Source organism: Arthrobacter sp. RCC_34 (assembly GCF_041360795.1).
Taxonomy (GTDB): domain Bacteria; phylum Actinomycetota; class Actinomycetes; order Actinomycetales; family Micrococcaceae; genus Arthrobacter_E.
Genome location: NZ_JBFUPW010000001.1, coordinates 315676 through 340733, shown reverse-complemented (window position 1 = coordinate 340733; position 25058 = coordinate 315676). Strand labels below are relative to the sequence as shown.

Sequence of the window (25058 nt, the reverse complement as noted above, 5' to 3'; positions counted from 1 at the left end):
GAACAGCTGATACCCCTTCCCGCCGTGGATGAGGGCGCCAGCTGTTCCCTCGCGGCGGTTAAGGGGTGGGCACGCTCTTGACACCTCCCGTTTTGTATCAAACACTTGATACAAAATTGGGGGTTTGAGATGAGCATTCCGTACGAGCTGACGCCTTACGTTCCTTTCGGCATGGCCCTGGCCGGCGCCGTCATCCTCTTCCTGCTGCTGCGCCGGATGGTGTCAGCCGGCCCGCACGGGGCGACGCAGGCCACCGCCGCCCGGCACTCACTCACCGTGGGGGTGCTCGGCTGGATGGCCAGTTCGCTGGCGGGAGCCTCGACGTTCTGGGAAGTGCAGCAGACACAGTTCGCCCCGGCGCCCTCGCCGTGGATGCTCTTCGTCCCGGTCCTGCTGGTCCTCGGCATCCACACTCTCGGCCAGTGGAGCTACCCGGGTGACCGGCGGTCCGTGCGGGTCGCGGACATCCAGCCCCGCCGGCTGGCCGATTTCCTGCCCCGGCCACTCGCCGTGGTCACTGCATTGGTGTTCCTGATCAGCCAGCTCATGATCCTCGCGACGCTCGGCTTCGCCGGGATGGCGCCGCGCGAGGATCCCTCCCCCTACGCCGTGCCGAACCCGGGCCGGCTCCCCGGCGTCGAGGTCGCTGCCTGGCTGGGCGGCGCGTGGCTCGTGCTGGCCGCCGGCACGGTCGCGGTGCTCCTGCTGATCACCCACCGGCACCAGCTGCCGGGACTGACCCGTCGGGAGAACTCCTACCTGCGGACCCTGTCCATGAACCGGCTCCTGCGGACCTCGGCCACCATCGCCTCCGGCCTGGGGGCGATCGCCGCAGGATTCGCCGGGATGAAGGTGCCGGGCTTCGGCAACGCCTCCTGGATCGAACCTGGGGCGGCCTTCAACGTCCTGGTCCTCCTCGTGATGTGGCGCTGGCCCATCCCCTTCTTCCAGCCGGTGTCCGACCCGAAGCCCACCGACCCGGCGCTGCGGTGGCACCGTCTCGCGGTGGTGCCGGCCGTGCCGTTCGGGCTCGTCACCCTCCTCGTCCTCGTCTCGTCGATCGCCCTGTACGGGGTAGGGCTGCATTCGATCGTGATCGTCCTGTCGACCGGGGTCCTGTTCCTGCTCTGGGTGCTCTGGTGCACGCGAAAGATCCCTCAGGATCCCCGGATGGCGCAAGACCTCCTGGCAGCCCGGACGCACCCGGCGGCACAGCCCGTCCGCTTGCCGTTCCCCCGCGCCTCGACCCTGACCGTGGCCGTGCTCTGCGGCATCACCGTCCTCGTCGCGCTGGCGAGCGTGCTGTGGAACGTCGCGTCCACCGAGGGAGATCACAGCGAGATCGCCATCCCCGCCATCATCGCGTGCGGTCTCGGTGCTCTCGCGATCATCGTCCTGACGCTGCTGACCGGGCGCCGGATCGCCGCCCGCACCCTCACCTCGGTGCTGCCCGCCTCCATTCGACTGGACCGCGAAGCCGTCATCCAGGAGCGCTGGCAGCGGCTGACCCTGTGGAGCGGCGCCATCCTGCTCTGTGTCTCCGCCTTCCTGCTCTTCCAGATCAGGCTCCCCGTGGAGATCACGGGACGGACGGAGGAGAGCGGCGTGGCCACCGCCATCCTCGGCTTCGCCCAGTTGGCCGGCACCGTGCTGATCCTCCTGGCCGTGCTGCTCTGGTCTCTCAGCGCCGTCGACCCGGTCCCTGAGCCGGAGGACGCGGTTCATGTCCCGGAACCCCACCACGTATGAACGCCCGGATCGAGATCCACCTCGACTCCCCCGTTCCCCCGTTCGAGCAGGTGCGGGCGCAACTCGAGGCGATGATCCGGAACGGCGCCCTGGCGGACGGGGCCAGGCTCCCCACGGTCCGGGCCCTGGCCGGGGACCTGGGCCTTGCGGCCGGGACGGTCGCGCGCGCGTACCGGGAACTCGAGGGGGCGGGGCTCATCCGGACGGCACGGCGCTCAGGAAGCACCGTCGTCGCGCCGCCGCGCGGGTCCGGGGCGCCGCATCGGGGCGGCCAGACTCCCGTGCTTCCTGCGCCGGTGGCCGCCGCGCTGGAGGAGCTGCTCGCCGTCGCGCGCCGGCACGGGGTGGGTCCCGAGACCCTGAGCCGCGCCATCCACAGGCGTGGCCTGGACCCTCGGCCGCCGGCCCCTGGCCCGCTAGACTGAACCCATGAGCATCCCCACGCCTTATGAGGACCTGCTGCGTGACGTCATGGATCATGGCACCCACAAATCGGACCGGACGGGCACGGGGACGCGGAGTGTCTTCGGGCGCCAGATCCGCTTCGACCTGGCCGAGGGTTTCCCCCTGATCACGACCAAGCGCGTGCACTTCAAGTCCCTGGCTCTGGAGCTCCTCTGGTTCCTGCGCGGCGACTCGAACGTGCGCTGGCTGCAGGAGCGCGGCGTCACCATCTGGGATGAATGGGCGGACGACGACGGCGAGCTCGGCCCCGTCTACGGCGTGCAGTGGCGCTCGTGGCCGACCCCCGATGGCAGCCATGTGGACCAGATCGCCGAGCTGGTGGCGAACCTGAAGTCGAACCCGGACTCACGCCGCCACATCGTCTCCGCGTGGAACGTCGCCGAGATCTCGAACATGGCACTGCCCCCGTGCCACGCGTTCTTCCAGTTCTACGTCGCTGACGGGAAACTGTCCTGCCAGCTGTACCAGCGCTCCGCGGACATGTTCCTCGGGGTGCCGTTCAACATCGCTTCCTACGCCCTGCTGACGCACATGGTCGCCCAGCAGGCCGGCCTCGAGGTGGGCGACTTCGTCTGGACCGGCGGCGACTGCCACGTCTATGACAACCACGTGGAGCAGGTCGAACTCCAGCTCAGCCGCGAAGCCCTCCCATATCCGACACTGCAGATCAAGCGTGTCCCGGAGAGCGTCTTCGACTACGAGTTCGAGGACTTCGACGTGGTCGACTACCAGCACCACCCGGGCATCAAGGCCCCGGTGGCCGTATGAGCGGCGACGGGCCCACGGCTTTCGCGGACCGCATCCGCTCCGGGCTCCGGGGCACCGGCCTGATCTGGGCGCAGACCGCGAACGGCGTGATCGGGAACGCCGGGACCATGCCCTGGCACGTCCCGGAGGACCTCAAACACTTCAGCTCGATGACCGCGGGACGCCCTGTGATCATGGGCCGCCGGACCTGGGAGTCCTTCCCCGCGAAGTTCCGCCCGCTCCCCGGCCGCACCAACATCGTGGTGACCCGCCGCGAAGACTGGGCGGGGACGCCCGAGGCGGAGGGCGCCGTCGTCGTGCCGTCGCTGGAGGCGGCCTTCGCGGAGGCCGGGGACGGGCTCCGCTGGGTGATCGGCGGGGGTCAGATCTACCGGCAGTCCCTTCCGGAGGCCGACTTCGCGGTCATCACCGTGATCGACTCCGACGCCGACGGCGACACCCACGCACCCGAGCTGCCGGACTCGTGGCGGCGCACCGCCGTCGAACCCGAGCCGGAGGAAGGCGGCGCCGACCGCTGGCTGACCTCCGCGAACGGCACCCGCTACCGCTTCACCCTCTGGGAAAGCGCCTGAGCGCCTCCCTTCCCCGCATTCTGAAAAGGCCTGCATGAAACACCTTCTGACCCGCTCCGACGTCCTCTTCGTGCTCGGGTACATGCTCTTCCCGTTGCTCGGTCTCGTGACCGCCGTCCTGGGACTGTTCATGATCCTGGCCGGCAACCGGATCCCCGGAGTGATAGTCCTGGTGCTCGTCACCCAGGTGTTCGTGTTCGGGGCCTGGTGGGCGCTGAAGAAGCGCCGGACCGCGCTGGCGGAGGAATCCTCCCGGCCGGAGTAAGCCGATGGGGAGTGCTCCCCATCGCAACCCGTCACTCGTCCGGGATACTCTCGTTGGTGGATGAACATGACAGAGGGCGACAGGAGTCCTGATGGGAAGCACGGTGTGGGGCGCGGACGTCGCGCAGTTGCGCACTCTGGCGCAGACCTTCGGTAAGGCATCGGAGAGTCTGCTCCAGCAATCGAGCCAGCTCGGCCAGAGCATCAACAGCGCGCAGGCCTGGAAGGGACCGGATGCGGTCCGGTTCAAGTCGGAGTGGAACAGCAGCCATCGCACGGTGCTGATGAACGCGGCGTCGGCGCTGAAGAAGCAGTCGCGCTTCCTGCTCACGCAGGCCGACGAGCAGGAGACCGCGTCGAACGCGGCCCACGGCTCCGGAGGCGGCCCGCTGCCGGGTGGTCCGGGCGGCGGACCGGGTGGGAACGGGGGCGGCGGGCCGTTCGACTGGCTGGAGAAGGGCTCGCCCTTCCGCGACGCATGGAAACTGCGTGGAGGCCTCAAGGCTCCCTTCGATCTTCTGAAGAACGGCACCAAGCTGTGGGTGGACGGCTACCCCGAGTTCGTGAACCTCATGGATTCCCGTGCCGTCCTCGCGGACAGCGTCCGCAACAGCAAGTGGTTCGCCACCGTCCAGGACACCAGTGATTTCCTCGGCCAGAAGAACCTGAACAAGTTCTTCCCCATGGGCGAGAAGGCCGCCAAACTCTTCGCCGAGGAGAAGTGGCTGTTCCAGGGCAAGGGCGAAGTCCTGGAGTCCCTGGGCAAAGGCGGCCTGGGCCGCGGTCTCGGCTGGGCCGGCGTCGGGCTCAACGCCTTCGACACCGTGAACAACTTCGCCAAGGGCGACGTTTCCGGCGGTATCGAGTCCGGAGCCAAGACCGCCCTCGCCGTGGGGTCCTTCCTGCCGCCGCCCGCGGGCACCGTCTGCGCCGTGGCGAGCGCCGCCTGGGCCGTCTACGACATCCCGGTGGTCAAGGAGTTCGTCAATGGCGCGGTGTCCCATACCGTGGACGCAGTGGCCAACGCCGGTAAGACCGTGGGCAAGGGTCTTGCCGACGTCGGAAAGGGCGCGGCGAAGTTCTTCGGCTTCGGATGATCCGCACGCCGCTTGAGTACCGCACGCTTCCAGTGAATCGAATCGAAGGAGCACGACATGACAGCCTCAGCTGAAGAGCCGCAGCCCGACTACATCGGCTTCGGCTACGGAGAACTCGCCTACATCCTCCGGTCGTTCGACACGGACTCCAGTGCCCGCTCGGCCGAAGTGCTCCGTCTTCAGGAAGAGGCCCGGAATGACGCGCTGTGCCTGGCGGGCGCCTCCTCCTTGTTCGCGCACGATTACGCCACCTACAACGACGGCCCCGAGTTCCAGTTCCCCGCGACGCCCGTGGTCTACGCCCTGTCCTCTGCCACTCGGTGGGCTCAGATCGAACTGATGAGCGACGACGAGAGCGACACCGTCGTGCACGTCGAGTCGGACGAGGTGTCGATTCTCATGCAGCCGCGGACCATGATGTCGTGGTTCGTCTTCGCTCAGGATCCGCAGATCGACGGCGACGCCGCGATCCTCGATGTCCTGCAGAGCCACGTGCGCAAGTTCCCTGCGGGCACCGCCCTCCTCAGGACGTTCGGGCTCGACGGCGAGAAGCACCTCCTCGTCCGTCGCGATGAGGATTCGTGGACCACGGGCGTGGTCCCCCACCCCGACGCCGATCCGGTGGAGACCCGCGACCTGGACGCTGACGGGCTGCTCCTCAAGATCCGCGAGACCCGGGACGTGGCATGACCCCTCGCCCTCAGGGACCGTGGGAACGACGGGCGCAGGAGGATGCCGCCGCACGCGGTCTGACCCGTGAGGAATACGGCGTCTACAAGGGCGACTACGGAGCCGTGGTCCAACCGATCAATTCCGTCGGTGGGCTGCTGTTCCTGGCCATCCTGCTCACGGCCTGCGCCGGGACCATCGTGGTCGCGACGATCGTGTCGATCGTCGCTCCCGGCGACACACCGCAGTCCCGGTTCGACCCGCTCATGCTGGGGTACGACGCGCTCGGAGTGCTCGTGGCCGGCCTGGGCTGGGGATACTTCCTCAAAGAACTCAAAGCGTCCCGGATGAGGAAAGCCCGGGGGAAGACCCTGGATTTCCTTCCCGAGGGCGCGGTCCGTGCCGTGCCGTCATCCGCTGCGGCCCCGCAGAGCGCACAGCCGGCAGAACGTGGCCCCTCACCGGCGCTGCGGACCGTGCGGCGCGTCCTGGGATGGGTGCTGTTCGTGGTGGGCGCCGTCCTGGAGATCGCCGTGATCCTCCGCGCGCTCTGGCTGTTGATCAGCTGGACGTCCCTCGACCTCCTCTGGAATGGCCTCTGGTTGGCGCTGCTGGCCGCGGTGCTGATGTTCGCAGGTCTGCGTCTCAGGGCCTCGTCCGCCGGGCTCCGGTGATGGTTTCCTCTCGGATCCCATCGCGCGATCCTGACCGAGCACTGCGGGACGAGCAAGCCCGGGCCGGGCACAAGCTGCTCGCCGGTCCTCACATCCTCGCCCGCGGCAAGGATGGCGAACTCCACAGCTACACCCTCGACGAATACGGCAACTCGACGCACGGCCTCGAGTCTCAGATCCGCAGCGTGTGGGGCATGACTCTTCTAACGCTCGGTGTCCTCGCAACCGCTCTCACGTGTCTGATCGCCTTCATCTACTCGTGCACGACCCCGTCCGGCCCAGCCTGGCTCGGTGTCGCTGGGTTTGTCGTGCTCGGCGCGTGCACCTGGATCGGCGCACAGGCCACACTCCGGGAGGCACGGGCGAAGGCCCTCCGCAGGCGCAAGGGGATCCCCGACCCGATCAAGTGAGGGCGCCCAACCGCCGTCGTGAGCTGTAAGACACTACCGCCTTGACGAACCGATGATCCCGGCGCCCTTGTTTGTTTTCTGCGCCCCAATTGGGCGCAGAAAACAAACAAGGGCGCCGAACCCGACAAATGGCCGGACCGCCCCACGCGCCCCCACCACCCGCCGTCGTGCGCTTCCACACCGTTCCCAACACCCGTGTGACGTAACCGGCGGAAACGCGAGCGTCTTTCCCCGTAAAATCAGGTCATGACTAACGTAGCCGTGCCTTCCGTAGGTTTTGTCGGGTGGCGTGGCATGGTCGGTTCCGTCCTCATGCAGCGCATGCAGGAAGAGAATGACTTTGCCAGCCTGAACCCCGTCTTCTTCTCCACCTCCAACGCAGGGGGTGCCGCCCCGTCCTTCGCTGAGGGCACCGGCACGCTGGAAGACGCGTTCGACATCGACACCCTGGCCAAGCTGCCGATCATCGTCACCGCTCAGGGCGGGGACTACACGAAGCAGGTCCACACCGCGCTGCGCTCGCGCGGCTGGGACGGCCTGTGGATCGACGCCGCCTCCACGCTGCGCATGAACGACGACTCGATCATCGTCCTGGACCCCATCAACCGTGACGTCATCGACCGGGGGCTGGAATCCGGGGTGAAGGACTTCATCGGCGGCAACTGCACCGTGTCCTGCATGCTCATGGGCCTGGGCGGCCTGTTCAAGAACAACCTGGTCGAGTGGGGCACCTCCATGACGTACCAGGCGGCCTCGGGCGGCGGCGCGCGGCACATGCGCGAGCTGCTCAACCAGTTCGGCACCCTGAACGCCGAGGTCAGCAGCGAGCTGCAGGACCCGGCGTCGGCGATCCTGGAGATCGACCGCAAGGTCCTGGCCCACCAGCGCGACGGCGTCGACGCCGCCCAGTTCGGGGTGCCGCTCGCGGGATCGCTCATCCCCTGGATCGACTCGGACCTCGGCAACGGCCAGAGCCGCGAGGAGTGGAAGGCCGGTGTGGAGACCAACAAGATCCTCGGCACCACCGACGCGGACCGCATTATCATGGACGGCCTCTGCGTACGGATCGGCGCCATGCGCTCCCACTCCCAGGCACTCACCCTCAAGCTCCGCGAGGACCTCTCCGTCGAGGAGATCGAGAAGATCATCGACGCGGACAACGAATGGGCCACCGTGGTGCCGAACGTCAAGGAGGCGTCCATGAACGACCTCACCCCCGTCGCCGCCTCGGGCACGCTCAACATCCCGGTCGGCCGCATCCGCAAGATGGAGATGGGCCCCGAGTACATCAGCGCCTTCACGGTCGGCGACCAGCTGCTTTGGGGCGCCGCCGAGCCGCTGCGCCGCATGGTCAGCATCGCCACCGGCCGCCTCTGACCGTTCCGGCTTTCCCGGCGTCTCCGGAAGGCGCGGACTCCCACGGGAGTCTGCGCCTTCGGCGTTTCCGGCCCGACGACGGCGGGCGCGCGGCGCGCGGGCGGGGCGTCTGGGGTGCCGGGACGGCGCAGCGGTCCTCCGTCATGTGCAGAGCGCTATGTGCAGAGCTCCGTCCACAAGGCAGCCCCGGTACTGTGCTTGCCGCACCGGTCATGCCACGATGGAGCCATGAACCTGCCCACGCCTGAGCTGCCCCGTCCCGATGTCGACCCCGATGGCCTGCTGGAGTACTCGGTGGTCTTCACGGACCGGTCCCTGAACCACATGTCCCAGCGCTTCGTCACCGCGATGCAGCAGACGCTCGAGATCCTCCGCACCGCGTACTCCGCGGACGCCGTCGCCCTCGTCAACGGCGGCGGAAGCTACGCCATGGAATCGGTCGCGCGGCACTTCGCCGCGGGAGTCCATGCCCTGGTGGTGCGCAATGGGCTCTTCTCGTATCGCTGGTCCCAGATCCTCGAAGCCGGCTCCATCGCGTCGAGCGTCACGGTCTGTGCCGCACGCCCGGACGGCGAGGGGGCGCAGGCGGCGTGGAGCCCTGCCCCGCTCGACGAGGTGGTGGCCGCCATCCGCGCCGAGCGGCCCGCCGTCGTGTTCGCGCCGCATGTCGAGACGGCGGCCGGCATGGTCCTCCCCGACGAATACATCCGGGGCCTCGCCGACGCCGTGCACGAGGTGGGCGGCGTGCTGGTGCTCGACTGCATCGCCTCCGGCGCCCTGCTCGTGGACATGCGGGGGCTCGGGGTGGACGTCCTCCTCAGCGCCCCGCAGAAGGGCTGGAGCGGTTCTCCCGGCGTCGGTTACGTCATGCTCAGCAGGACGGCCCGGGAGTTCGTGGAGTCCCGCGCCTCGACGAGCTTCGCCCTCGACCTGCGGACCTGGCTGAACATCTCCGAGGCCTACCGCGAAGGCCGGGCCGCGTACCACGCCACGATGCCGACGGACACGATCGTGCGGAACCTCGCCCAGATGATCGAGACGCGGGACCGCGGCTACGACGAACTGCGCTCGGCCCAGGAAGAGCTCGGGCGGCGAGTCCGCGAGCTTCTCGCGGAGCGCGGTCTGCCGTCGGTGGCGGCCTCGGAATTCGCGGCGCCAAGCGTCGTGGTCGTTCACACCACCGACCCCCAGCTGAAATCCGGAGCGCGCTTCGCGCGGGAGGGCGTCCAGGTCGCCGCCGGTGTGCCGCTGCACTGCGGGGAGCCGGAGGACTTCACCACGTTCCGCGTCGGGCTGTTCGGGCTGGACAAGCTGGGCGACGTCGACGGCACGGTGGAGCGACTGCGCGCCGCCCTGGACCGTTTGGGGCTCTAGCCGGCTCGGGCACCGGCAGGGCAACACCTACATCCGCTGAGTGCCCATGAACCGCTGATAGGCGGCCGCCCGCGCCGCACTCGAACGGTGCGGCCGGGCGCCGTCCGCGTCGAACGGTTCAAGCACGACGGCCCCGCGCGAGTCCGTGGACCACGTCCCGTCCGTCACGCCACCACTCATCATCGTGCGTTTGAACATGCCGTTGCCGCCGGGCACGATCAGGTCGAAGTGCTCGCGGGCGAGGACAGGACTGCGGTCCGTGTACCCGAGGATGTACTCGTCGAAGCCGGCCAGCAGGTGGAACGACCGCGCGCCCGGCAGCGGCTCGCCGTCACGGGCGTCCAGCCACGCGGCGGTCTCCGCACTCAGCAGCCAGCCACCCTCGTATTCGCGCACCCGCTCCCCGAGGCGGAGCTGCGCTTCCCGGCACGGGCCGAGGGGCAGGCCGGTCCACCAGGCGAAGTCGCGGATGGTCGCCGGGCCGTGACTGCGGACGTAGCGTTCCAGCAGGTCGTCGAGGGCGTCCTCGACGGACAGCTCACGCGGCGAGGCGATCCACTCGTCCTGCAGGACGAAGAGGTGCTCCTTCCCGTCCGCGGGTCCCTGAACGAGAGTCCCGGTGATGGACAGCACCAGGAGCAAGTGGGCGCCGCGTTGCTCCCGGGTGCCCTGTCCCGCCTCTTCGAGGGCCGCGAACAGTTCGGCCCTCGTGGCCCGGCCGCCGCCGCCCAGGGTCCCGCGCACCACGGCCCGGGCCTTCTCCCAGTCCTCCGGGACGATGCTCAGATTCCGGTGCCGGGAGGCCATCGACTTCAGGAGGCGTTCCGAGGTCAGCGCATGGAATAGGGGAAGGTCCTGCGGGAGGAGCGTGTGCAAGGTGCCGCGCATGGGCCACGAGCGCACGATCCTGCCGTCGGCGAAGGCCTGGCGCACCGCAGCCGCGGAAGCCGCGGACGCCTGGGCCGCCGTCGTCGCGCCACCGGTCCACCGAGCGCCGATCGACCACGGGACCGAATACCAGTCCTGCCCCTGCAGGGCGGTCATCCAGCCCACCACGTCCTCCGGGGCGTGGAAAGCGGGGCGGGGGAATCCGTCCGGAGCCGGCAGAAGCCCGTGGCTGAGGAGCCGGAGGCGCGGGATGTCCCGGGGAGTCAGCGTCGAGGCCATGGTGTCATCCTAGGCACTGGGGTGCGACACCGGCCCGGCGGCGTCGCACCGGATAAGGTGGATGAGTGACCCTGGGAGAACTCTGGCCGAACATGCGCCTGATGAGCCGCTGCCTGGCCGTGCCCGGCTGGCTGCTGGCGATCCTCGGCATGGGCGCGGCCCTGTTCGTGGCGATCACCTCGGGCCTGAAGGTGTCGAGCACCCTGCAGATGATCCAAGTGGTCGGCTCGACCGCCGCGGCACTGTCGATCGTCCTCCTGGCCTGCGCGGTGTTCTCGCAGCCCCTCGACAAGCCCCGCTCCGCACGGTGGCAGCTCTCCCTCAGCAACGAACTGCCCGTGATGGTGCGCAGTTTCTACTTCGGCGCGCTCATGATGCTCGCGGGCGCGATCGCCTTCTCCGTGATCGGCCTGTTCCTCGTGGGCGGCCCCACCTCGCAGACCCTCGCCTTCAGCCAGGTCTTCCTCACCGGAGCCTGCGCGTCGGCACTCAGCTACCTGCTCTTCAGCCGCGCCTGCTCACTGGACGAACCCGAAGCCTGATCGACCGCTCCGTACGATGTCATTCCCGGCCGATTTTCCGGGAAAACAGCATGCTACGGAGCGGTCGATGGAGTGAGGGTCAGAGTTCCAGACCGATGAGCAGCGGCTCGTTGTGGAGCACGACGCCGAACGCCGCCTCCACGCCGCCGCGCACCTCGCGCGCCAGGGCCAGGAGGTCCTGAGCGCTGGCGCCGCCGCGGTTGGTGAGCGCCAGGGTGTGCTTGGTGGACAATGAGGCGCGGCCACCCGTCACGGAGTCCTCAGCCAGGCCGAAGCCCTTCGGGAAGCCTGCGTGGTCGATCAGCCATGCCGCGGACAGCTTCACCAGCCCGTCGCCCGCCGGGTACCGGGGTGCGTCCTCCGGCAGCCGGGCCGCCTCCGCCTCGCTGACCACGGGGTTGGTGAAGAAGGACCCCGTGGACCACGTGTCGTGATCCTCCGGGTCCAGCACCATGCCCTTGCCCTTGCGGAGCTCGAGCACGGCGTGACGGACCTCCAGCGCGTTGGCCCGCTCCCCCGGCTCCACGCCCAGGGTGCGCGCCAGCTCGGCGTAGCGGATCGGGGCGCTCATGCGGCCCAGCGGGAACTGGAACGTCACACTCAGCACCACGAAGCGCGGGGACCCGTTGCTCGTGGTCCGTTTGAGGATCGAATCCCGGTACCCGAACTCCAGCTCGGAGAGGGTGAACGTCCGGACGGCGTTCGTGCCGCGGTCCCACGTCCGCACCTGGGCGATGGTCTGGGAGACATCCGCACCGTACGCTCCGACGTTCTGCACGGGCGTCGCCCCCGTGCTGCCGGGGATCCCCGACAGCGCCTCGACACCGGAGTGCGCGTGCAGCACGCTGTGGTGCACGAACTCGTCCCAGGGATGCCCGGCCTGGACCGTGACGGTGGCGCCACCGCAGGTCTCCTCAGAGGAGATCCGGATGCCCCGCGACGTGATGCGCAGGACGGTCCCGGGGTACCCGTCGTCGGACACCAGGAGGTTCGATCCCCCGCCGAGGATCAGGAGATCCTCACCCGCCGCGTCGGCGCTGCGGACGGCGTCGATGATCGCGGCTTCGGAGTCGGCCTCCACGTAACGGCCCGCGGGGCCGCCCACGCGGGTGGTGGTCAGATCGGCCAGCGTCGGCTGTGTCATGCGGAGAGCTTCACCACGGCCTGGGCCTTCATGAGGACGCGCTGACCGTCGAAGGTGACGGTGAGGTCGATCCGGGCGGTGCCGGCCTCTTCGTCGAGCGCGCCGACAACGCCGACAACTTCGACCTGCGCGCCCGGCTCCTCGGTGCCGGTGGTGTCCTGGACCAGGACCGGCTTGGTGAAGCGGGTCTGGTAGCCGACCACCGCGCCGGGATCGCCCGCCCAGTCGGTGACCAGCTGGACGGCGGAGCCCATGGTGAACATGCCGTGGGCGATCACGCCCGGCAGCTCGACACCCTGAGCGAAGGCTTCGTTCCAGTGGATCGGGTTGAAGTCGCCGGAGGCCCCGGCGTACTTCACGAGGTCGACGCGGTTCACGTCGATGACGCGGCGGCCGATCTCCTGGCCCTTCTCCAGCTCGTTCAGTGCAGGCCGATTCAGTGCAGGCATTACTGTCCCTCTCCGCGGACCAGGATGGACGACGTGGTGGTGGCGACCTTCTCGCCGTCCACGGTCGAGATCTCCGAACGGGTGGTGATCATGGCGCCGCCGCCCATGCCGCGGACGGTGTCCACGTGGAGCTCGGCCACGAGGCGGTCACCGGCGACGATGGGGCGGTGGTGCGTGAAGCGCTGGTCCGCGTGCACGACGCGGGAGAAGTCGATCCCGGATTCGGGGTCCTCGATCAGCTGGGCGTCGGCCCGCTGCGCCACGATGATGGCGAAGGTGGGCGGCGCCACCAGATCGGCGTGGCCGAGCGCCTGGGCGGCCTCGACGTCGAAGTGTGCCGGATGGGTGGCCTTCACCGCGCGGGCGAACTCGCGGACCTTCTCGCGGCCCACCTCGTACACCTCGGCGGCCGGGTAGCTGCGGCCCTGCAGATCGGGATTGATACTCATGGAACAAGCCTACTTGCCTCACCTACTACGGTAGGTCGGCTGCGTGGCTCACCGAGGTTACAGATGAAGCCCGGAAGAACGCATCTTCCGGGCATCATCTGTCACTTCGCGCACGACGGCGGGGGCTACTTCCCCGGGCGGCCCTTGCGGAGTTCGCGGGTGCGGATCACCATGCCCGCCACGTGGAGCAGAAGACCCACGCCGATGACCGGGAGCGCCCCGATCGCGAGGGGGTTGTTGTGCTTCACCAGGCCGATGATGTTCAGGCCGAGGCCCACCACCATGAAGCCGAGGGCGCTGAGCACCACGGTCTTGTACACGGTGGACGCGTTCGCCCAGAAGTCACCCAGCATCGAGGAGCCCGCTCTAGAGAGCCGGGGTGACGCCGAAGGCGGTGGCGAGCTTCATGATCTTCTCCGCACGGCCCAGGCGGGGCAGGTCGGAGCCGTCACGGATCACGCGGCCGTTGGCCTCGAAGTCGTTCATGAAGTCGGTGGCCCAAGCGACGTCGGACGGCGTGGGGCTGATGACCTCGTTGATGATGGCCGTCTGATCCGTGGCGAGGCAGAGCTTGCCGGTCATGCCCATGGTGACGGTGATGGCGCTCTGCTCACGCAGGATGGGGTGGTTGCTGCCGACGGTGGGGCCGTCGATGGGGCCCGGCAGGCCGCCCACGCGGCTCGCGACGACGAGCTTGGCCCGCGGGTAGGCCATGGCCTCCGGGGTCGCCGCCATACCGGTGTCGCGGCGGAAGTCGCCGGAACCGAACGCCAGGCGGAAGCAGCCCTGACCCTTCGCGATGTTGTTGGCCTCTTCGATGCCGACGGCGGACTCCACCAGGGCGATCACGGGGGTCTTGCCGTCCATGCGGTGGTAGGACTCGGTCACCTGGTCGGCGGACTCCGTCTTCGCGAGCATCACGCCGAGCAGACCCGGGGTGCCGCGGAGGCCGGCCAGGTCATCGGCCCAGAAGGGGCTCGTGGCGTCGTTGATGCGGACCCAGGCCTGCCCGCCGGCTTCCAGCCAGCCGCGGACGTTGTCGCGGGCCTCGTCCTTGTGCGAGGGGTCCACGGCGTCCTCGATGTCCAGGATGATGGCGTCCGCGCGGGAGGCGGCGGCGTCATCGAAGAGTTCCGTCTTCATGGCGTTGACCAGGAGCCACGAACGGGCGATATCCGGGCTGACTTTTCGAGTGGGACGACCAGTGGAAGTGACGGAAGAACTCATGAGAATACGGTACCGGTCCGGGGCCGCACCCGCCCAAGCGTTTGTGGGCCCCGGACAGTCATATCTGGTTTTATTTGACTTTTCTCACAGATTCCGAGCGGCAAGCGTCACCTTGGCCCTAGACCGGTATAGCCAGACGGGAGCGGCCGCACCGGCCCGACGGCTACGGGATGAACTCGCCCCGGGCCGTGATCCACAGCCGGTACCACTGGAGCCGGTCCATCCGCTCGGCCACCGCGATGGCGTCCGCGCAGGCGGCGATGCGGGCCGGGTTCGTGGTCCCGATCACCGGGGAGATGCGGGCCGGGTGCTTCATGAGCCAGCCGAGCAGCACGGATTCCGGCGCCACGCCGAACTGAGCGGCGAGCTCCTGGACCAGTTCCGCCGTCGCGCGGTCCGCCTCGTTCAGGTCCTGAGCCGGCACGCCGCCGGTGTAGCGGCCGTTGGCCAGCGACCCGTACGCCTGCAGTTCGATTCCGCGGCTCATGCAGTGCTCCAGCGTGCCGTGCGGGAACGGGTTGCCGGCGCCCTGACGATGGTTGACCGTGACGGTCGAATCCAGCCAGTCGCGAGTGCCGAGGCTCATCTCGAGCTGGTTCGCGACCAGTGGGGTGGAGAGTGCGTCCTGAAGGTGTTCCATCTGCGCTGTGGACATGTTGGAGACGCCCAGCGCCTTGATGCGTCCGTCCGCCAGGAGTTCGCGCACCGCGCGGGCGGCCTCCTCACGGTTGAGCAGCGGGTCCGGCCGGTGGAACAGCAGCGTGTCCAGGTGGTCGGTCCGCAGCCGGCTCAGAATGCCCTCGACGCGCTCCATGATGGAGTCGTAGCTGAGGTCGTAGTAGTTGTTGAGGCCGTTCTCGTGAAGCCGAATGCCGCATTTGCTCTGCAGGAGGATCCGGTCCCGCAGCTCGGGCCGCGCCGCCAGGACCTCGCCGAACACGGCCTCGGCCTTGCCGAAGCGGTAGATGTCCGCGTGATCGAACAGCTCGACGCCGATCGCCAGGGCAGCGTCGATGACCTCTGACGCCTGCGCCACGTCCGCCTCGGTGTACTGGGTGGGCTCCCAGGCTCCGCCGAGACCCATGCAGCCGTAGATGATCCGGCCCATGCCGGACCCGTGCTCTGTGTTCTGGCTCATACAGGAACTCTTTCACGGCCCATGGCGACGCCGCCAGTCACGGCAGGCGCCTGAACAGCGGCGCGCGGACGGCTCAGTCCGTCTTCGGCATCACCATGGTGCGCAGGTCGAGCTGGCGCAGCACATGGTCCGCCACCTCGGGATCCATGCCCAGTTCCTTGCGGGCCACGAGGACCTCCTGGCGAGCGGCGTCGAGGGCGATCGTCTGCGCCGCCACCATGAGCTCGCGGCCCTTGGCGAAGCGTTCCCGGACGTCGTCGGGGAGGCCCTTGCCGGGGTGCTCCGGATCGGCGCCCTGCAGTTCCAGATGCAGGGACTTGAAGCGCTTGGCCATCAAGGCCTGCTGCTCGGGTGTGAGCTGGTTGACGAGTTCACTCTCCTTGAGGGCCAGCATGGCGGCTTTCTGCGCCCGGCGGCCGAGCATGCGGGTGGCCTCCTTCTCCTCGGCGCCGTCGTCCTGCGCCTTGAGCACCTTCATGAGGGCCGGCAGCGTCAGGCCGGGGAGCACGAGCGTCACCAGAAGCACGGCGCAGGCGGTCACCAGGATCTGGGAGCGGGCCGGGAAGGCCGAGCCGTCGTCGAGCACCAGAGGCAAAGCGAGCGCCAGGGCGAGGGTGGCCAGGCCGCGCATGCCGCTGTAGCTGAGGATGATGACGTCCTTGAGCATGCCCACCCAGTCACCCCGGTACAGCGACCGCCGAGTGGACAGGTACAGCCACATCCACAGGAACCGGACCGCCACCACCACGGCGCAGACCGCGATGGCCGCCGGGACCATCTCGAAGATCCCGGTGCCTTCATGCTGGATGACCTGGCGGATGTCGAGGCCGACCAGACCGAACGCCAGGCCCGTCGCGAGCAGTTCCACCACGTCCCAGAACGCCGCCTGGCTCACGCGCTCCGCCGCGTCCTCGGGCCGTGCGTGCCGCTTCATCTCCAGGGCCACGACGACGACGGCGATGACACCCGAGGCGTGCACCTCTTCCGCCAGGATGTACGCGGCGAAGGGGACCACGAGGCTCACGGCGGTGCGCGCGACACCCGCGGTGACGAGCCAGGTGACGAGCTTCGCCGCGTAGCCCATGAGCACGCCGATGATCACGGCGAGGACGATGCCCAGGAGGAATTTCGGCACCAGGCTCGCGTCGAGGTTCCGGCCTGCCAGGGTCGCGGCGACGGCGGCCTGGAAGATCACGATGGCGGCCGCGTCGTTGAACAGGCCCTCGCTCTGCAGGATGTTCATGAGCTTGCGGGGCATGTGGACCTTGCCGGCCACGGATTCGACGGCGACCGGATCCGGCGGTGCCACCATGGCGCCGAGGGCGATGGCCGCGGGGATGCCGATGCCAGGGATGAGGAGCCAGGCGGCTCCGGCGACGAACACCGTGGTCACCACCACGAGCCCCACGGCGAGCCACAGCAGGGTGCGCCAGCGCAGCTGGAACACCTGCCAGGAGCTGCGCTGAGCCGTCGCGAAGAGCAAAGGCGGGAGGAAGATCGGGAGGATCAGCTCGGGGTCGATCGCCAGTTCGGGGAACCCGGGGATGAAGGTCATGACCATGGCCATCAGCAGCATGAGCACCGGGTACGGGAGTTTCAGGCGGTCCCCGAGGCCGACGGCGAGCACCGTGGCGAAGAGCAATCCGACGATGAGTGCGAGCTGTTCCATGCCGCCATTGTTCCATCCGCCGAGTTCGGGGGTTCGTTCTGGCATCGGGGTCTGCAGGCCTCGAACTCGGCACGAACCCCCGAACTCGGCGAAGAGTATGGTGCTGGTATGCGCTCGGATCATTCCCCATCCGTCTTCGACGCAGCGGGTGGCTTCGACGGCCTGCTCGCCCTCGCGGAGGCCTGGCACCGGCGGGTGCTGGCCGACGCCGTCGTGAGCCATGCTTTCCGGAACGGGGCCAGACCTGATCACACACCGCGTCTGGCAGCCTACTGGGCCGAGTCCCTGGGCGGACCGAAGCTCTACTCTGAGGCCTTCGGTGACCAGAGTTCAGTGGTCCGCCTGCACAGCGGAAACGGGGAACACGAGGAGATGAACGCCCGGGCCGTCGCCTGTTTCGACCTGGCTTTGGAGGACGCGGGCTTGGCGTCCGATGAACGGCTCCGGCGGACGCTCCACGACTACTTCACCTGGGCCACCACGGTGGACATGTACCGCTACCACCGGAGCGCGGACGATGTCCCCTCCGGACTGCGGATGCCGCAGTGGTCCTGGGACGGATTGGTGGAACCCTGACGGACCGCCGAGTTCGGGGGATCTTTGCGGAGGCGGGGCTTGCAGGCCCCGTTCCCGGCACGATCCCCCGAACTCGGCAGTGAATCAGGCATTCCGATCAGGATGACAGGCTCAGGCGGTCAGCCCCGCCCGGTACGCCTGGCGGCGGGCCGCCTGCTCGTCCGGATCCGGCACGGGCAGCGAGGCGATGAGCCGCTTGGTGTACTCCTGGCTCGGGTGTCCCATGATCTGGCTTCCGATGCCCTGTTCCACGAGCTTGCCCTTGAGCAGCACGCCCACCCAGTGGGAGAGCATGTCCACGACCGCCAGGTCGTGGCTGATGAAGAGCGCCGCGAAACCGTATTCCTCCTGGATGTCCCGGAAGAGTTCCAGGACCTTCGCCTGCACGGAGACGTCCAGGGCGGAGGTCGGCTCGTCCGCGATCACGAGCGGCGGGTTCAGCGCCAGGGACCGCGCGAGCGAGGCCCTCTGCCGCTGGCCACCCGAGAGTTCGTGCGGGTACCGCGACGCGTACGACGCCGGAAGCTGCACCGATTCGAGCAGTTCGCCGACGCGCTTGCGCGCCTCAGCCGCGCTCGGCTTCCGGTGGATGATGAGCGGCTCGGCGATGCACTCCCCGATGGTGAGGTGCGGATTGAAGGAAGCCGCGGGATCCTGGAACACGAACCCGATGTCCTTACGGAGCGGCTTGAAGTTCTTCTCCCGGAACCCGAGCATCTCCTGCCCGAACACGGTCAGGCTGCCGCCCGTGACCCGGTTCAGGCCCGCGATGGCGCGGCCGATGGTGGACTTGCCGGAGCCCGACTCGCCCACCAGGCCGAAGACCTCGCGCTCCCGGATGGTGAAGCTGACGTCGTCCACGGCCTTGAAGCCCGGGCGGCCGAAACGGCCCGGGAACTCGATGCTCAGGCCCTTGGCCTCCACGAGGATTCTGCCGTCCTGGTGAAGCCGTCCCTCGGCGCCCTCCGACGCGGAGTTCCGGCCCAGGTGCGGCACCGCGGCCAGCAGGTCCTTGGTGTAGTCCTGTTTCGGCTCGGCGAACAGGGTCCGGACGGGCGCCTCCTCCACGACATCGCCGCGGTACATGACCACGACGCGGTCGGCCAGGTCGGCCACCACGCCCATGTTGTGGGTGATGAGCACGATCGAGGTGCCGTAGTCGTCCCGGAGTTCCCGCAGGAGCTCGAGGATCTCCGCCTGCACGGTGACATCGAGGGCCGTGGTGGGCTCGTCCGCCACGATCAGTCCGGGATCCAGCGCCAGCGCCGCGGCGATGACCACGCGCTGCTTCTGGCCGCCGGAGAGCTGGTGGGGGTAGTAGTCCACCCGGACCTCGGGTTCCGGGATGCCGACCTTGCGCAGCGCCTCGACCGCACGGGCCTTGGCGTCCTTGGCCGAGACCTTCTGACCGTCGCGGGCGTGGGCCCGGATGCCCTCGGCGATCTGCCAGCCGATGGTGAACACCGGGTTCAGGGCCGTCGACGGCTCCTGAAACACCATCGCCACGTCCCGGCCGCGGATCCTCCGGAGCTCGGCGGGGCTGACGCTGACGACGTTCCGGCCGTTGATGAGCACGGCGCCCTGGCTGGTGGCCGTCTCGGGCAGCAGGCCCAGGATGGTCCGCGCCGTCACGGTCTTGCCGGAGCCGGACTCGCCGACGATCGCGAGGACCTCGCCCGGACGCACCTCCAGACTGACGTCCTTCACCGCGTGGACGTCTCCGCCGTCGGTGGCGAACGTGACGTTCAGGTGCTCGATGTCCAGGACCGCGGCCCCAGTGTCCTGCTGCGCGGGACCGGTCGCCCCGCGATGTGCTGCCGCGTTCATGCGGTGGCTTCCTTTCCGTTCGAACCCGGCGCATTCTGGGCGCCCTGAGCGGAGCCGGCGACGGCGCCACGGGATGCGCCCTTGCGGCCCGGCCTGCGGCGTCCGCGCAGTCGCGGGTCGTTGAGATCGTTCATGCTCTCACCCATGAGCGTGAGGCCCAGGACGGTCAGCACGATCGCGGCGCCCGGGAAGACGCCAGTCCACCAGATCCCGGACGAGGCGTCGGACATGGCCTTGTTCAGGTCGAAGCCCCACTCGGCCGCGGACGTCGGTTCGATGCCGAAGCCCAGGAAGCCCAGGCCCGCCAGCGTCAGGATGGCCTCCGAGGAGTTCAGCGTGAAGATGAGCGGCAGGGTGCGGGTGGCGTTCTTGAAGATGTGACGGCCCATGATGCGCCACGGGGAAGCACCCACCACCTTGGCGGACTCCACGAACGGCTCGGCCTTGAGGCGGATGGTCTCCGCGCGGATCACACGGAAGTACTGCGGCACGAACACCACGGTGATCGAGAACGCACAGGCGAGCACGCCGCCCCAGAAGCTGGACTGGCCGTGGCTGATCACGATGGACATGACGATGGCCAGGAGCAGGGACGGGAAGGCGTAGATCGCGTCGGCGATGACCACCAGGATCCGGTCCACCCAGCCGCCGAGGTACCCGCTGACCAGGCCCAGCAGGACACCCAGCACGAGGGACAGAGCCACCGACACGAGAATCACGATCACCGCGGTCTGGGAACCCCACACCGCACGGGAGAAGACGTCATAGCCGCCGACCGTGGTGCCCCACAGGTGTTTGCCACCGGGGGCGGCCTGGGCCGGGAAGGTGCCGTCGGCGTCGGAGATCTGGGAGTAGCCGTAGGGCGCGATCACGGGCGCCAGCAGGGCCACGAGGACGAAGAGCACGGTGAGCGCGGTGCCGAGCACGAGCATGCCGCGCTGGAGGCCGACACTCTGGCGCAGATGGGAGATGACGGGAAGGCGGCGCAGCCAGGAGCCGCCCTGGGGGCGCTGTGGCACGGAGGCCGGCGTCGTCGGAGTTGCAGACATCAGTACCTCACCCGGGGGTCGATGATGGCGGCCACGATGTCCACCACGAAGTTGGTCACGGCCACGATCACGGCGAGCAGCATGACGATGCCCTGCACGGCCACGAAGTCGCGAGCGGTCAGGTACTGCGCCAGCTGGTAGCCCAGACCCTTCCATTCGAACGTCGTCTCCGTGAGGACCGCGCCGCCGAGCATCATGGCGATCTGGAGGCCCATCACGGTGATGATCGGGATGAGCGCGGGCTTGTAGGCGTGCTTGGTGACGAGGCGGTACTCGCTCACACCGCGCGAACGCCCGGCCTCCACATAGTCCTTCCCGAGGGTGCCGATCAGGTTGGTGCGCACGAGGCGCAGGAAGATGCCCGCGGTCAGCAGACCGAGGGCGATGGCCGGGAGTATCGCGTGCTTGACAACGTCACCGAAGGCGTCGAGGTTTCCGCTGCGCAACGCGTCCAGCCAGTAGATCCCGGTGGGGGCCGCGAGCTGGCTCATGGCGAGTTCCGTCGTGGTGGACGCGCGCCCGGAGACCGGCAACCAGCCGAGTGCCACGGAGAAGGTGAGCTTGAGCAGCAGGCCCGCGAAGAACACGGGGGTGGCGTAGCCCAGGATGGCGAAGAAGCGCAGGACGGCGTCCGGCGCCTTGTCCCGCTTGTGGGCGGCGATCATGCCGAGCGGGATGCCGATCAGCAACGCCACCACGAGGGCGTTGAAGGTCAGTTCGAGGGTCGCGGTGCCGAAAGTCGCGAGCATCTCCGCGACGGGCCGGCGGTCCGAAATGGTGGTGCCGAAGTTACCCGTGGCGATCTGGCCGAGGTATTCGAAGTACTGGACGAGGATGGGCCGGTCGTAGCCGGCCTCGTGGATCCTGGCGTCGAGCTGGTCCTGCGGCAGGCGTCCGCCCAGTGCCGCGGTGATGGGGTCGCCGGTGACCCGCATGAGGAAGAAGACCAGGGTGACCAGGATGAAGATCGTGGGGAAGATGAGCAGGAAGCGGACCAGGATGTACCGGCCAACTCCCCCGCTGCTCCGGGGGGAGACAGCGGGGCTGAGTGCCTCGGGCGACTCAGCTTCGATGATGGAAGACATGGGGAACCTTGCGTCGAGATGTGCGTGACCGTGCCGGGGACTGCAGCCCCGGCCACCAGGCGGCGGTCAGGAGCTGACAGCCGAAACGGCAGAGGGCCGGGAATGAAGCTTCCCGGCCCCCTGCCGTCGTGTTACTTGGAAACGCTGCCGAGCCGGAACTTGAAGGAGGCGTCCAGCGTGCTCTCCACGCCCTTGACGTTCGCACCGGAAACGGCCACCTGCGCGCCCTGGAGGAGCGGCAGAGTGGAGATGTCCTGAGCCAGCAGCTTCTGGACATCCTGGATGTCCTTCTCGCGCTGGGTCTTGTCCTTCTCGGTGAGCTGCTTCGCGATGAGCTTGTCCACCTCGGGGTTCGAGTAGTGGTTGTTCATGAAGCCGCCCTTGGGGAAGAACGGGGTGAGGTAGTTGTCCGGGTCGGAGAAGTCCGGGAACCAGCCGAGCTGGTAGACCGGGTACGCATCGGCCTTGGAGGCCTTGTTGTAGGTGACCCACTCGGCGGACTGCAGGTCCACCTTGAACAGGCCCGACTTCTCGAGCTGGTCCTTGACCATGGCGTACTCGTCGCCGGAGGACTTGCCGTAGTGATCCGGGTTGTACTCGAGCTTCAGGTCTACCGGGGTGGCGACGCCGGCGTCGGCGAGGGCCTTCTTGGCCTTGTCCGCGTCCGGCTTGCCGTCGGTGCCGTACAGGTCCTTGAACGAGGTGTTGGCGCCGAGGAAGCCGCTGGGCACGTTCGAGAACAGCGGGAGGTAGGTGCCCTTGTAGACCTGGTCCGCGATCGCCTGGCGGTCCACCAGGTTGGCGACGGCCTGGCGCACGGCCTGGGCCTTCTTCGGGTCCGCGCCCTGAGCCTTGGCGCCGAACGGCATGGTGTCGTAGTTGAAGACGACGTAGCGCATCTCGCCACCGGGGCCGACGTGCACCTTGAGCTTGGAGTCCTTCTTGAGGTCATCGATGTCCGTGGCGCTGAGGCTGCGGTTGGCCACGTCGATGGCGCCCTGCTGGATCTCGAGCTTCATGTTGCTCTGGTCGGTGTAGTACTTGACCGTAGCGCCGCTGTTGGCGGGAGCGCCGAGCAGGCCCTTGTAATCGGCGTACGGTTTGAAGCTGACCAGGGTGTTCTTGTTGTACGAATCGATCACGTACTGACCGGCGAACGCCTTGCCCTTGACGATGTCCTCATCGGAGAGGAGCTTGTCCGCGGGGAACACTTCGTCGTCGACGATCGGGCCCGCCGGGCTGGACAGGATCTGGGCGAAGGTCTGGTCGTTCGCCTGCTTGAGGGTGAACACCACGGTGGTGGCGTCCGGGGCGGCGATCGAGGCGATGTTGCCCAGGAGGCTGGCGGGGCCGTTCGGGTCGTTGATCTTGATCTGACGGTCGAAGCTGAACTTCACGTCCTTGGAATCCAGGACATGTCCGTTGGCCCACTTGAGGCCGGACTTCAGCTTGACGGTGAACTGGGTGGGGCTGGTGAATTCGGCGGACTCCGCGATGTCCGGCTGAGGCTCGGCGCTGCCAGGCTTGGAGTTCATGAGGAACGGGAACACCTGGTTCATGATCATGAACGAGCCGTTGTCGTAGGAGCCCGCGGGATCCAGTGCGGTGACCTTGTCGGTGGTGCCGTAGGCGATGGTGGTCCCACCACTGCCCCCGGTGGAGGTCCCCCCGCCGGACGGGCCGGTGCAGGCCGTCAACGCCAGGGCGGAAACCCCGGCGAGTGCGATAACACTGCGCAGGGCGATCTTGTTCGTTGCCATCGGAGAACTTCCTTGTCAGTCTTCCAGCGCGTGGGAACACACGCTCGCCGGCCCGGGCCACATCTGAAAGAAGTGTTGCCAGTTCAGGCCAGACGCAACACTAGCGAATGTGATGCGCAGCACACAACACCTGTTTACCAAAGTGTGATGCGGCGCGGCCGAACCGGACGACGGCGCCGCACCGGTTCCGCTGCACGGCGCCGGTGTGGAACGAGCCCTTCTCCCCCTCCCCTCATCGACTGCTCCACAGGATTCCTTTTTCACCGGAATTCGGCGGGAAAAGACATCGTGTGGAGCAGTCGATTGAGGGTGACGGTCGGGGTGACTGCCTGGGGGACGGCGGAGGGGGACGGCGCGACGACGGCGGGCGCGTGGGCGCCCGGGCTCACGGGGTTTTGGTGACGGTGCAGCTCACCGCCGTCTTCCCGGTCTCCTTCTTGACGGTCTTCCCGTCCACGCGGATCTCGCAGCCCAGCTGCTGGTCCTCGACGAGCGGGTCGCCCAGGACCACCATCGTCGCCAGGCCGACGACGCTGTCCAGCGTCCCCTGCTTCGTGAACTGCCCCGTGAAATCCTTGTCGGCGCTGTCTCCGCCCACGCTGTAGGTCACGCTCGCCTTGCCCTTGCTCACGGTGGCGATGAGCTCCACCTTGCTGCCCGCGACGGCGTCGGTGCTGGACGTGCTGCTGGGCGGGACGCCAGGTTCGGTGGCCGGAGCGAACGGGGTCGATTCGGCGCTCGGAGACGTGGTCGTGTCCGCCGTGCCGGTCTTCTCGGTGATCTGGCCGAGGAAGACGGCCGTCAGCGAGGTGACCACGAGCGCGACGACGATACTCGCGGCGCCCAGGACCATTCCGGTGATCGAGGTGCCTTTCCCGGCGTTCCTGCGCAGCGCGAGGCCCAGGATGCCGAACAGGATGGCCAGCGGTCCCAGAATGAATGCGATGAATCCCACGAACGGGATCAGCGAGGCGAGCAGCGCCAGAATGCCCAGGACCAGCGCGGTGACGCCGAGCCCGTTGGACTGTTTGCCCTGCGGCGGCAGCGGCGGAGGGAACCCGGGCCCGCCATACCCGGACTGGCCGTACGCGGCCTGATGCGGCCCCGCACCGTAGCCCGGGGCGGCGGGATTCCCCGGGCCTGCGGGATTCTGACCGGGCCGCTGGTTCTGGCCTGGCCCACCGGCGTTCTGGCCACCGGCGTTCTGGCCACCGCCCTGCCCGGGGACTCCGGCGCTGTGCGGCGGGTAGCCCGGTGCCGGCCGATACGACGGCGGAGGGTTCTGTGGCCGGGACGGGTCCCCCGGGTTGTTCTCTGTCATGGCGGTCCCTCAAGGAAGTGATGCGGTCGAGTGCGGATGCGGCGGGGCGCCTGACGGCCCCCACCTCGTCCGATCCTCAGACTACGCCCCGGACCGACTGCTCCATAGGGTTCCACTTCGACCGGATTTCCGCGCTGGAATGGAACCCTATGGAGCAGTCGATGCGGGCCAGGGTGCTGCTCGAGTGGCTCCGCCGAGAGACGGTTCTGTTCATTGCCGACCACTTGGCCCCGCCG

General features: G+C 68.3%; 26 protein-coding genes. 13 read left to right on the top strand and 13 right to left on the bottom strand.

The genetic code is table 11. The features are described 5' to 3' along the window. Nucleotides 1-129: 129 nt before the first annotated feature. From AB6732_RS01565 to AB6732_RS01515, 11 genes are all read left to right on the top strand, one after another. The gene (locus AB6732_RS01565; protein WP_370957773.1) at nt 130-1749 is read left to right on the top strand and encodes a hypothetical protein; all 1620 of its coding nucleotides are present in this window, start codon (nt 130-132) and stop codon (nt 1747-1749) included. After that, nucleotides 1746-2174, top strand: a complete 429-nt coding sequence (locus AB6732_RS01560; protein WP_370957772.1) for a GntR family transcriptional regulator — start codon at nt 1746-1748, stop codon at nt 2172-2174. Before AB6732_RS01565 ends, AB6732_RS01560 begins: the two co-directional genes overlap by 4 nt. Before the next feature lie 4 nt (nt 2175-2178). Then, a complete protein-coding gene (locus AB6732_RS01555) occupies nt 2179-2982 on the top strand; it encodes a thymidylate synthase (RefSeq protein WP_370957771.1) in 804 nt (267 codons plus the stop codon). Further along, nucleotides 2979-3554, top strand: coding sequence for a dihydrofolate reductase (locus AB6732_RS01550; protein WP_370957770.1), 576 nt, complete (start codon nt 2979-2981; stop codon nt 3552-3554). The genes AB6732_RS01555 and AB6732_RS01550 overlap by 4 nt, the downstream gene beginning before the upstream one ends. A 34-nt stretch (nt 3555-3588) precedes the next feature. Beyond that, nucleotides 3589-3819, top strand: a complete 231-nt coding sequence (locus AB6732_RS01545; RefSeq protein ID WP_370957769.1) for an NF038396 family protein — start codon at nt 3589-3591, stop codon at nt 3817-3819. Between the two features lie 91 nt (nt 3820-3910). Then, nucleotides 3911-4915, top strand: a complete 1005-nt coding sequence (locus AB6732_RS01540; RefSeq protein ID WP_370957768.1) for a hypothetical protein — start codon at nt 3911-3913, stop codon at nt 4913-4915. Between the two features lie 57 nt (nt 4916-4972). Next, the gene (locus tag AB6732_RS01535) at nt 4973-5605 is read left to right on the top strand and encodes a hypothetical protein (protein WP_370957767.1); all 633 of its coding nucleotides are present in this window, start codon (nt 4973-4975) and stop codon (nt 5603-5605) included. Further along, entirely contained in the window at nt 5602-6258 is a 657-nt protein-coding gene (locus AB6732_RS01530) for a hypothetical protein (RefSeq protein ID WP_370957766.1), read from the top strand. Before AB6732_RS01535 ends, AB6732_RS01530 begins: the two co-directional genes overlap by 4 nt. Further along, entirely contained in the window at nt 6258-6668 is a 411-nt protein-coding gene (locus tag AB6732_RS01525; protein ID WP_370957765.1) for a hypothetical protein, read from the top strand. The genes AB6732_RS01530 and AB6732_RS01525 overlap by 1 nt, the downstream gene beginning before the upstream one ends. Before the next feature lie 246 nt (nt 6669-6914). Beyond that, nucleotides 6915-8045 (top strand): aspartate-semialdehyde dehydrogenase, encoded by a 1131-nt coding sequence (asd, locus tag AB6732_RS01520; protein WP_370957764.1) that lies wholly within the window; start codon nt 6915-6917, stop codon nt 8043-8045. A 228-nt stretch (nt 8046-8273) separates the two neighbouring features. After that, the gene (locus AB6732_RS01515; protein WP_370957763.1) at nt 8274-9419 is read left to right on the top strand and encodes an alanine--glyoxylate aminotransferase family protein; all 1146 of its coding nucleotides are present in this window, start codon (nt 8274-8276) and stop codon (nt 9417-9419) included. Nucleotides 9420-9446: 27 nt separating this feature from the next. On the opposite strand, the gene AB6732_RS01510 is transcribed toward AB6732_RS01515, so the two are convergent. After that, nucleotides 9447-10586, bottom strand: coding sequence for a winged helix DNA-binding domain-containing protein (locus tag AB6732_RS01510; protein WP_370957762.1), 1140 nt, complete (start codon nt 10584-10586; stop codon nt 9447-9449). Nucleotides 10587-10651: 65 nt separating this feature from the next. Here AB6732_RS01510 and AB6732_RS01505 point away from each other — a divergent pair, with 65 nt between their 5' ends. After that, nucleotides 10652-11128, top strand: coding sequence for a hypothetical protein (locus AB6732_RS01505; RefSeq protein WP_370957761.1), 477 nt, complete (start codon nt 10652-10654; stop codon nt 11126-11128). 79 nt (nt 11129-11207) lie between these two features. Here AB6732_RS01505 and AB6732_RS01500 read toward each other — a convergent pair whose 3' ends face one another. The 7 genes from AB6732_RS01500 to AB6732_RS01470 form a co-directional block, all read right to left on the bottom strand. After that, nucleotides 11208-12272: a UDP-N-acetylmuramate dehydrogenase gene (locus AB6732_RS01500; RefSeq protein WP_370957760.1), complete on the bottom strand. Its 1065-nt coding sequence runs from the start codon at nt 12270-12272 to the stop codon at nt 11208-11210. Further along, nucleotides 12269-12721: a MaoC family dehydratase gene (locus AB6732_RS01495; RefSeq protein WP_370957759.1), complete on the bottom strand. Its 453-nt coding sequence runs from the start codon at nt 12719-12721 to the stop codon at nt 12269-12271. The genes AB6732_RS01500 and AB6732_RS01495 overlap by 4 nt, the downstream gene beginning before the upstream one ends. Further along, the gene (locus AB6732_RS01490; RefSeq protein WP_278267120.1) at nt 12721-13170 is read right to left on the bottom strand and encodes a MaoC family dehydratase N-terminal domain-containing protein; all 450 of its coding nucleotides are present in this window, start codon (nt 13168-13170) and stop codon (nt 12721-12723) included. The genes AB6732_RS01495 and AB6732_RS01490 overlap by 1 nt, the downstream gene beginning before the upstream one ends. A gap of 125 nt (nt 13171-13295) precedes the next feature. Next, nucleotides 13296-13523 (bottom strand): DUF3188 domain-containing protein, encoded by a 228-nt coding sequence (locus tag AB6732_RS01485; RefSeq protein WP_370957758.1) that lies wholly within the window; start codon nt 13521-13523, stop codon nt 13296-13298. A gap of 13 nt (nt 13524-13536) precedes the next feature. Continuing rightward, nucleotides 13537-14397 (bottom strand): CoA ester lyase, encoded by an 861-nt coding sequence (locus AB6732_RS01480; protein WP_066211663.1) that lies wholly within the window; start codon nt 14395-14397, stop codon nt 13537-13539. Nucleotides 14398-14560: 163 nt separating this feature from the next. Beyond that, nucleotides 14561-15505 carry an aldo/keto reductase family oxidoreductase gene (locus AB6732_RS01475; RefSeq protein ID WP_370959574.1) on the bottom strand — a complete coding sequence of 315 codons (945 nt, stop codon included), beginning with the start codon at nt 15503-15505 and terminating at the stop codon, nt 14561-14563. A 103-nt stretch (nt 15506-15608) separates the two neighbouring features. Continuing rightward, complete coding sequence (locus AB6732_RS01470; protein WP_370957757.1) at nt 15609-17204, bottom strand: Na+/H+ antiporter; 1596 nt, start codon at nt 17202-17204, stop codon at nt 15609-15611. A 108-nt stretch (nt 17205-17312) separates the two neighbouring features. Here AB6732_RS01470 and AB6732_RS01465 point away from each other — a divergent pair, with 108 nt between their 5' ends. Beyond that, nucleotides 17313-17780: a group II truncated hemoglobin gene (locus tag AB6732_RS01465; protein WP_370957756.1), complete on the top strand. Its 468-nt coding sequence runs from the start codon at nt 17313-17315 to the stop codon at nt 17778-17780. A 111-nt stretch (nt 17781-17891) separates the two neighbouring features. Here the strand turns inward: AB6732_RS01465 and AB6732_RS01460 are convergent, their stop codons facing one another. The 5 genes from AB6732_RS01460 to AB6732_RS01440 form a co-directional block, all read right to left on the bottom strand. Beyond that, on the bottom strand, nt 17892-19607 hold the full coding sequence (locus AB6732_RS01460; RefSeq protein ID WP_370957755.1) for an ABC transporter ATP-binding protein: 1716 nt from the start codon (nt 19605-19607) through the stop codon (nt 17892-17894). After that, nucleotides 19604-20656, bottom strand: coding sequence for an ABC transporter permease (locus tag AB6732_RS01455; RefSeq protein ID WP_370957754.1), 1053 nt, complete (start codon nt 20654-20656; stop codon nt 19604-19606). Before AB6732_RS01455 ends, AB6732_RS01460 begins: the two co-directional genes overlap by 4 nt. Beyond that, nucleotides 20656-21741 carry an ABC transporter permease gene (locus tag AB6732_RS01450; RefSeq protein WP_370957753.1) on the bottom strand — a complete coding sequence of 362 codons (1086 nt, stop codon included), beginning with the start codon at nt 21739-21741 and terminating at the stop codon, nt 20656-20658. The genes AB6732_RS01455 and AB6732_RS01450 overlap by 1 nt, the downstream gene beginning before the upstream one ends. A gap of 131 nt (nt 21742-21872) precedes the next feature. Beyond that, nucleotides 21873-23501 carry an ABC transporter substrate-binding protein gene (locus AB6732_RS01445; RefSeq protein ID WP_370957752.1) on the bottom strand — a complete coding sequence of 543 codons (1629 nt, stop codon included), beginning with the start codon at nt 23499-23501 and terminating at the stop codon, nt 21873-21875. A 385-nt stretch (nt 23502-23886) separates the two neighbouring features. Then, a complete protein-coding gene (locus AB6732_RS01440; protein ID WP_370957751.1) occupies nt 23887-24822 on the bottom strand; it encodes a DUF308 domain-containing protein in 936 nt (311 codons plus the stop codon). Nucleotides 24823-25058: the final 236 nt, after the last annotated feature.

Excerpts from the sequence above, each read along its gene's own strand:
- AB6732_RS01510 (WP_370957762.1), bottom strand. The coding sequence starts at position 10,586 with ATGGCCTCGACGCTGACTCCCCGGGACATCCCGCGCCTCCGGCTCCTC.
- AB6732_RS01455 (WP_370957754.1), bottom strand. The coding sequence starts at position 20,656 with ATGTCTGCAACTCCGACGACGCCGGCCTCCGTGCCACAGCGCCCCCAG.
- AB6732_RS01560 (WP_370957772.1), top strand. The coding sequence starts at position 1,746 with ATGAACGCCCGGATCGAGATCCACCTCGACTCCCCCGTTCCCCCGTTC.
- AB6732_RS01525 (WP_370957765.1), top strand. The coding sequence starts at position 6,258 with ATGGTTTCCTCTCGGATCCCATCGCGCGATCCTGACCGAGCACTGCGG.
- AB6732_RS01465 (WP_370957756.1), top strand. The coding sequence starts at position 17,313 with ATGCGCTCGGATCATTCCCCATCCGTCTTCGACGCAGCGGGTGGCTTC.
- AB6732_RS01530 (WP_370957766.1), top strand. The coding sequence starts at position 5,602 with ATGACCCCTCGCCCTCAGGGACCGTGGGAACGACGGGCGCAGGAGGAT.
- AB6732_RS01490 (WP_278267120.1), bottom strand. The coding sequence starts at position 13,170 with ATGAGTATCAATCCCGATCTGCAGGGCCGCAGCTACCCGGCCGCCGAG.
- AB6732_RS01555 (WP_370957771.1), top strand. The coding sequence starts at position 2,179 with ATGAGCATCCCCACGCCTTATGAGGACCTGCTGCGTGACGTCATGGAT.
- AB6732_RS01515 (WP_370957763.1), top strand. The coding sequence starts at position 8,274 with ATGAACCTGCCCACGCCTGAGCTGCCCCGTCCCGATGTCGACCCCGAT.
- AB6732_RS01565 (WP_370957773.1), top strand. The coding sequence starts at position 130 with ATGAGCATTCCGTACGAGCTGACGCCTTACGTTCCTTTCGGCATGGCC.
- AB6732_RS01460 (WP_370957755.1), bottom strand. The coding sequence starts at position 19,607 with ATGAACGCGGCAGCACATCGCGGGGCGACCGGTCCCGCGCAGCAGGAC.
- AB6732_RS01540 (WP_370957768.1), top strand. The coding sequence starts at position 3,911 with ATGGGAAGCACGGTGTGGGGCGCGGACGTCGCGCAGTTGCGCACTCTG.
- AB6732_RS01475 (WP_370959574.1), bottom strand. The coding sequence starts at position 15,505 with ATGGGCCGGATCATCTACGGCTGCATGGGTCTCGGCGGAGCCTGGGAG.
- asd (WP_370957764.1), top strand. The coding sequence starts at position 6,915 with ATGACTAACGTAGCCGTGCCTTCCGTAGGTTTTGTCGGGTGGCGTGGC.
- AB6732_RS01500 (WP_370957760.1), bottom strand. The coding sequence starts at position 12,272 with ATGACACAGCCGACGCTGGCCGATCTGACCACCACCCGCGTGGGCGGC.
- AB6732_RS01480 (WP_066211663.1), bottom strand. The coding sequence starts at position 14,397 with ATGAGTTCTTCCGTCACTTCCACTGGTCGTCCCACTCGAAAAGTCAGC.
- AB6732_RS01535 (WP_370957767.1), top strand. The coding sequence starts at position 4,973 with ATGACAGCCTCAGCTGAAGAGCCGCAGCCCGACTACATCGGCTTCGGC.
- AB6732_RS01545 (WP_370957769.1), top strand. The coding sequence starts at position 3,589 with ATGAAACACCTTCTGACCCGCTCCGACGTCCTCTTCGTGCTCGGGTAC.
- AB6732_RS01495 (WP_370957759.1), bottom strand. The coding sequence starts at position 12,721 with ATGCCTGCACTGAATCGGCCTGCACTGAACGAGCTGGAGAAGGGCCAG.
- AB6732_RS01485 (WP_370957758.1), bottom strand. The coding sequence starts at position 13,523 with ATGCTGGGTGACTTCTGGGCGAACGCGTCCACCGTGTACAAGACCGTG.
- AB6732_RS01450 (WP_370957753.1), bottom strand. The coding sequence starts at position 21,741 with ATGTCTTCCATCATCGAAGCTGAGTCGCCCGAGGCACTCAGCCCCGCT.
- AB6732_RS01470 (WP_370957757.1), bottom strand. The coding sequence starts at position 17,204 with ATGGAACAGCTCGCACTCATCGTCGGATTGCTCTTCGCCACGGTGCTC.
- AB6732_RS01445 (WP_370957752.1), bottom strand. The coding sequence starts at position 23,501 with ATGGCAACGAACAAGATCGCCCTGCGCAGTGTTATCGCACTCGCCGGG.
- AB6732_RS01550 (WP_370957770.1), top strand. The coding sequence starts at position 2,979 with ATGAGCGGCGACGGGCCCACGGCTTTCGCGGACCGCATCCGCTCCGGG.
- AB6732_RS01440 (WP_370957751.1), bottom strand. The coding sequence starts at position 24,822 with ATGACAGAGAACAACCCGGGGGACCCGTCCCGGCCACAGAACCCTCCG.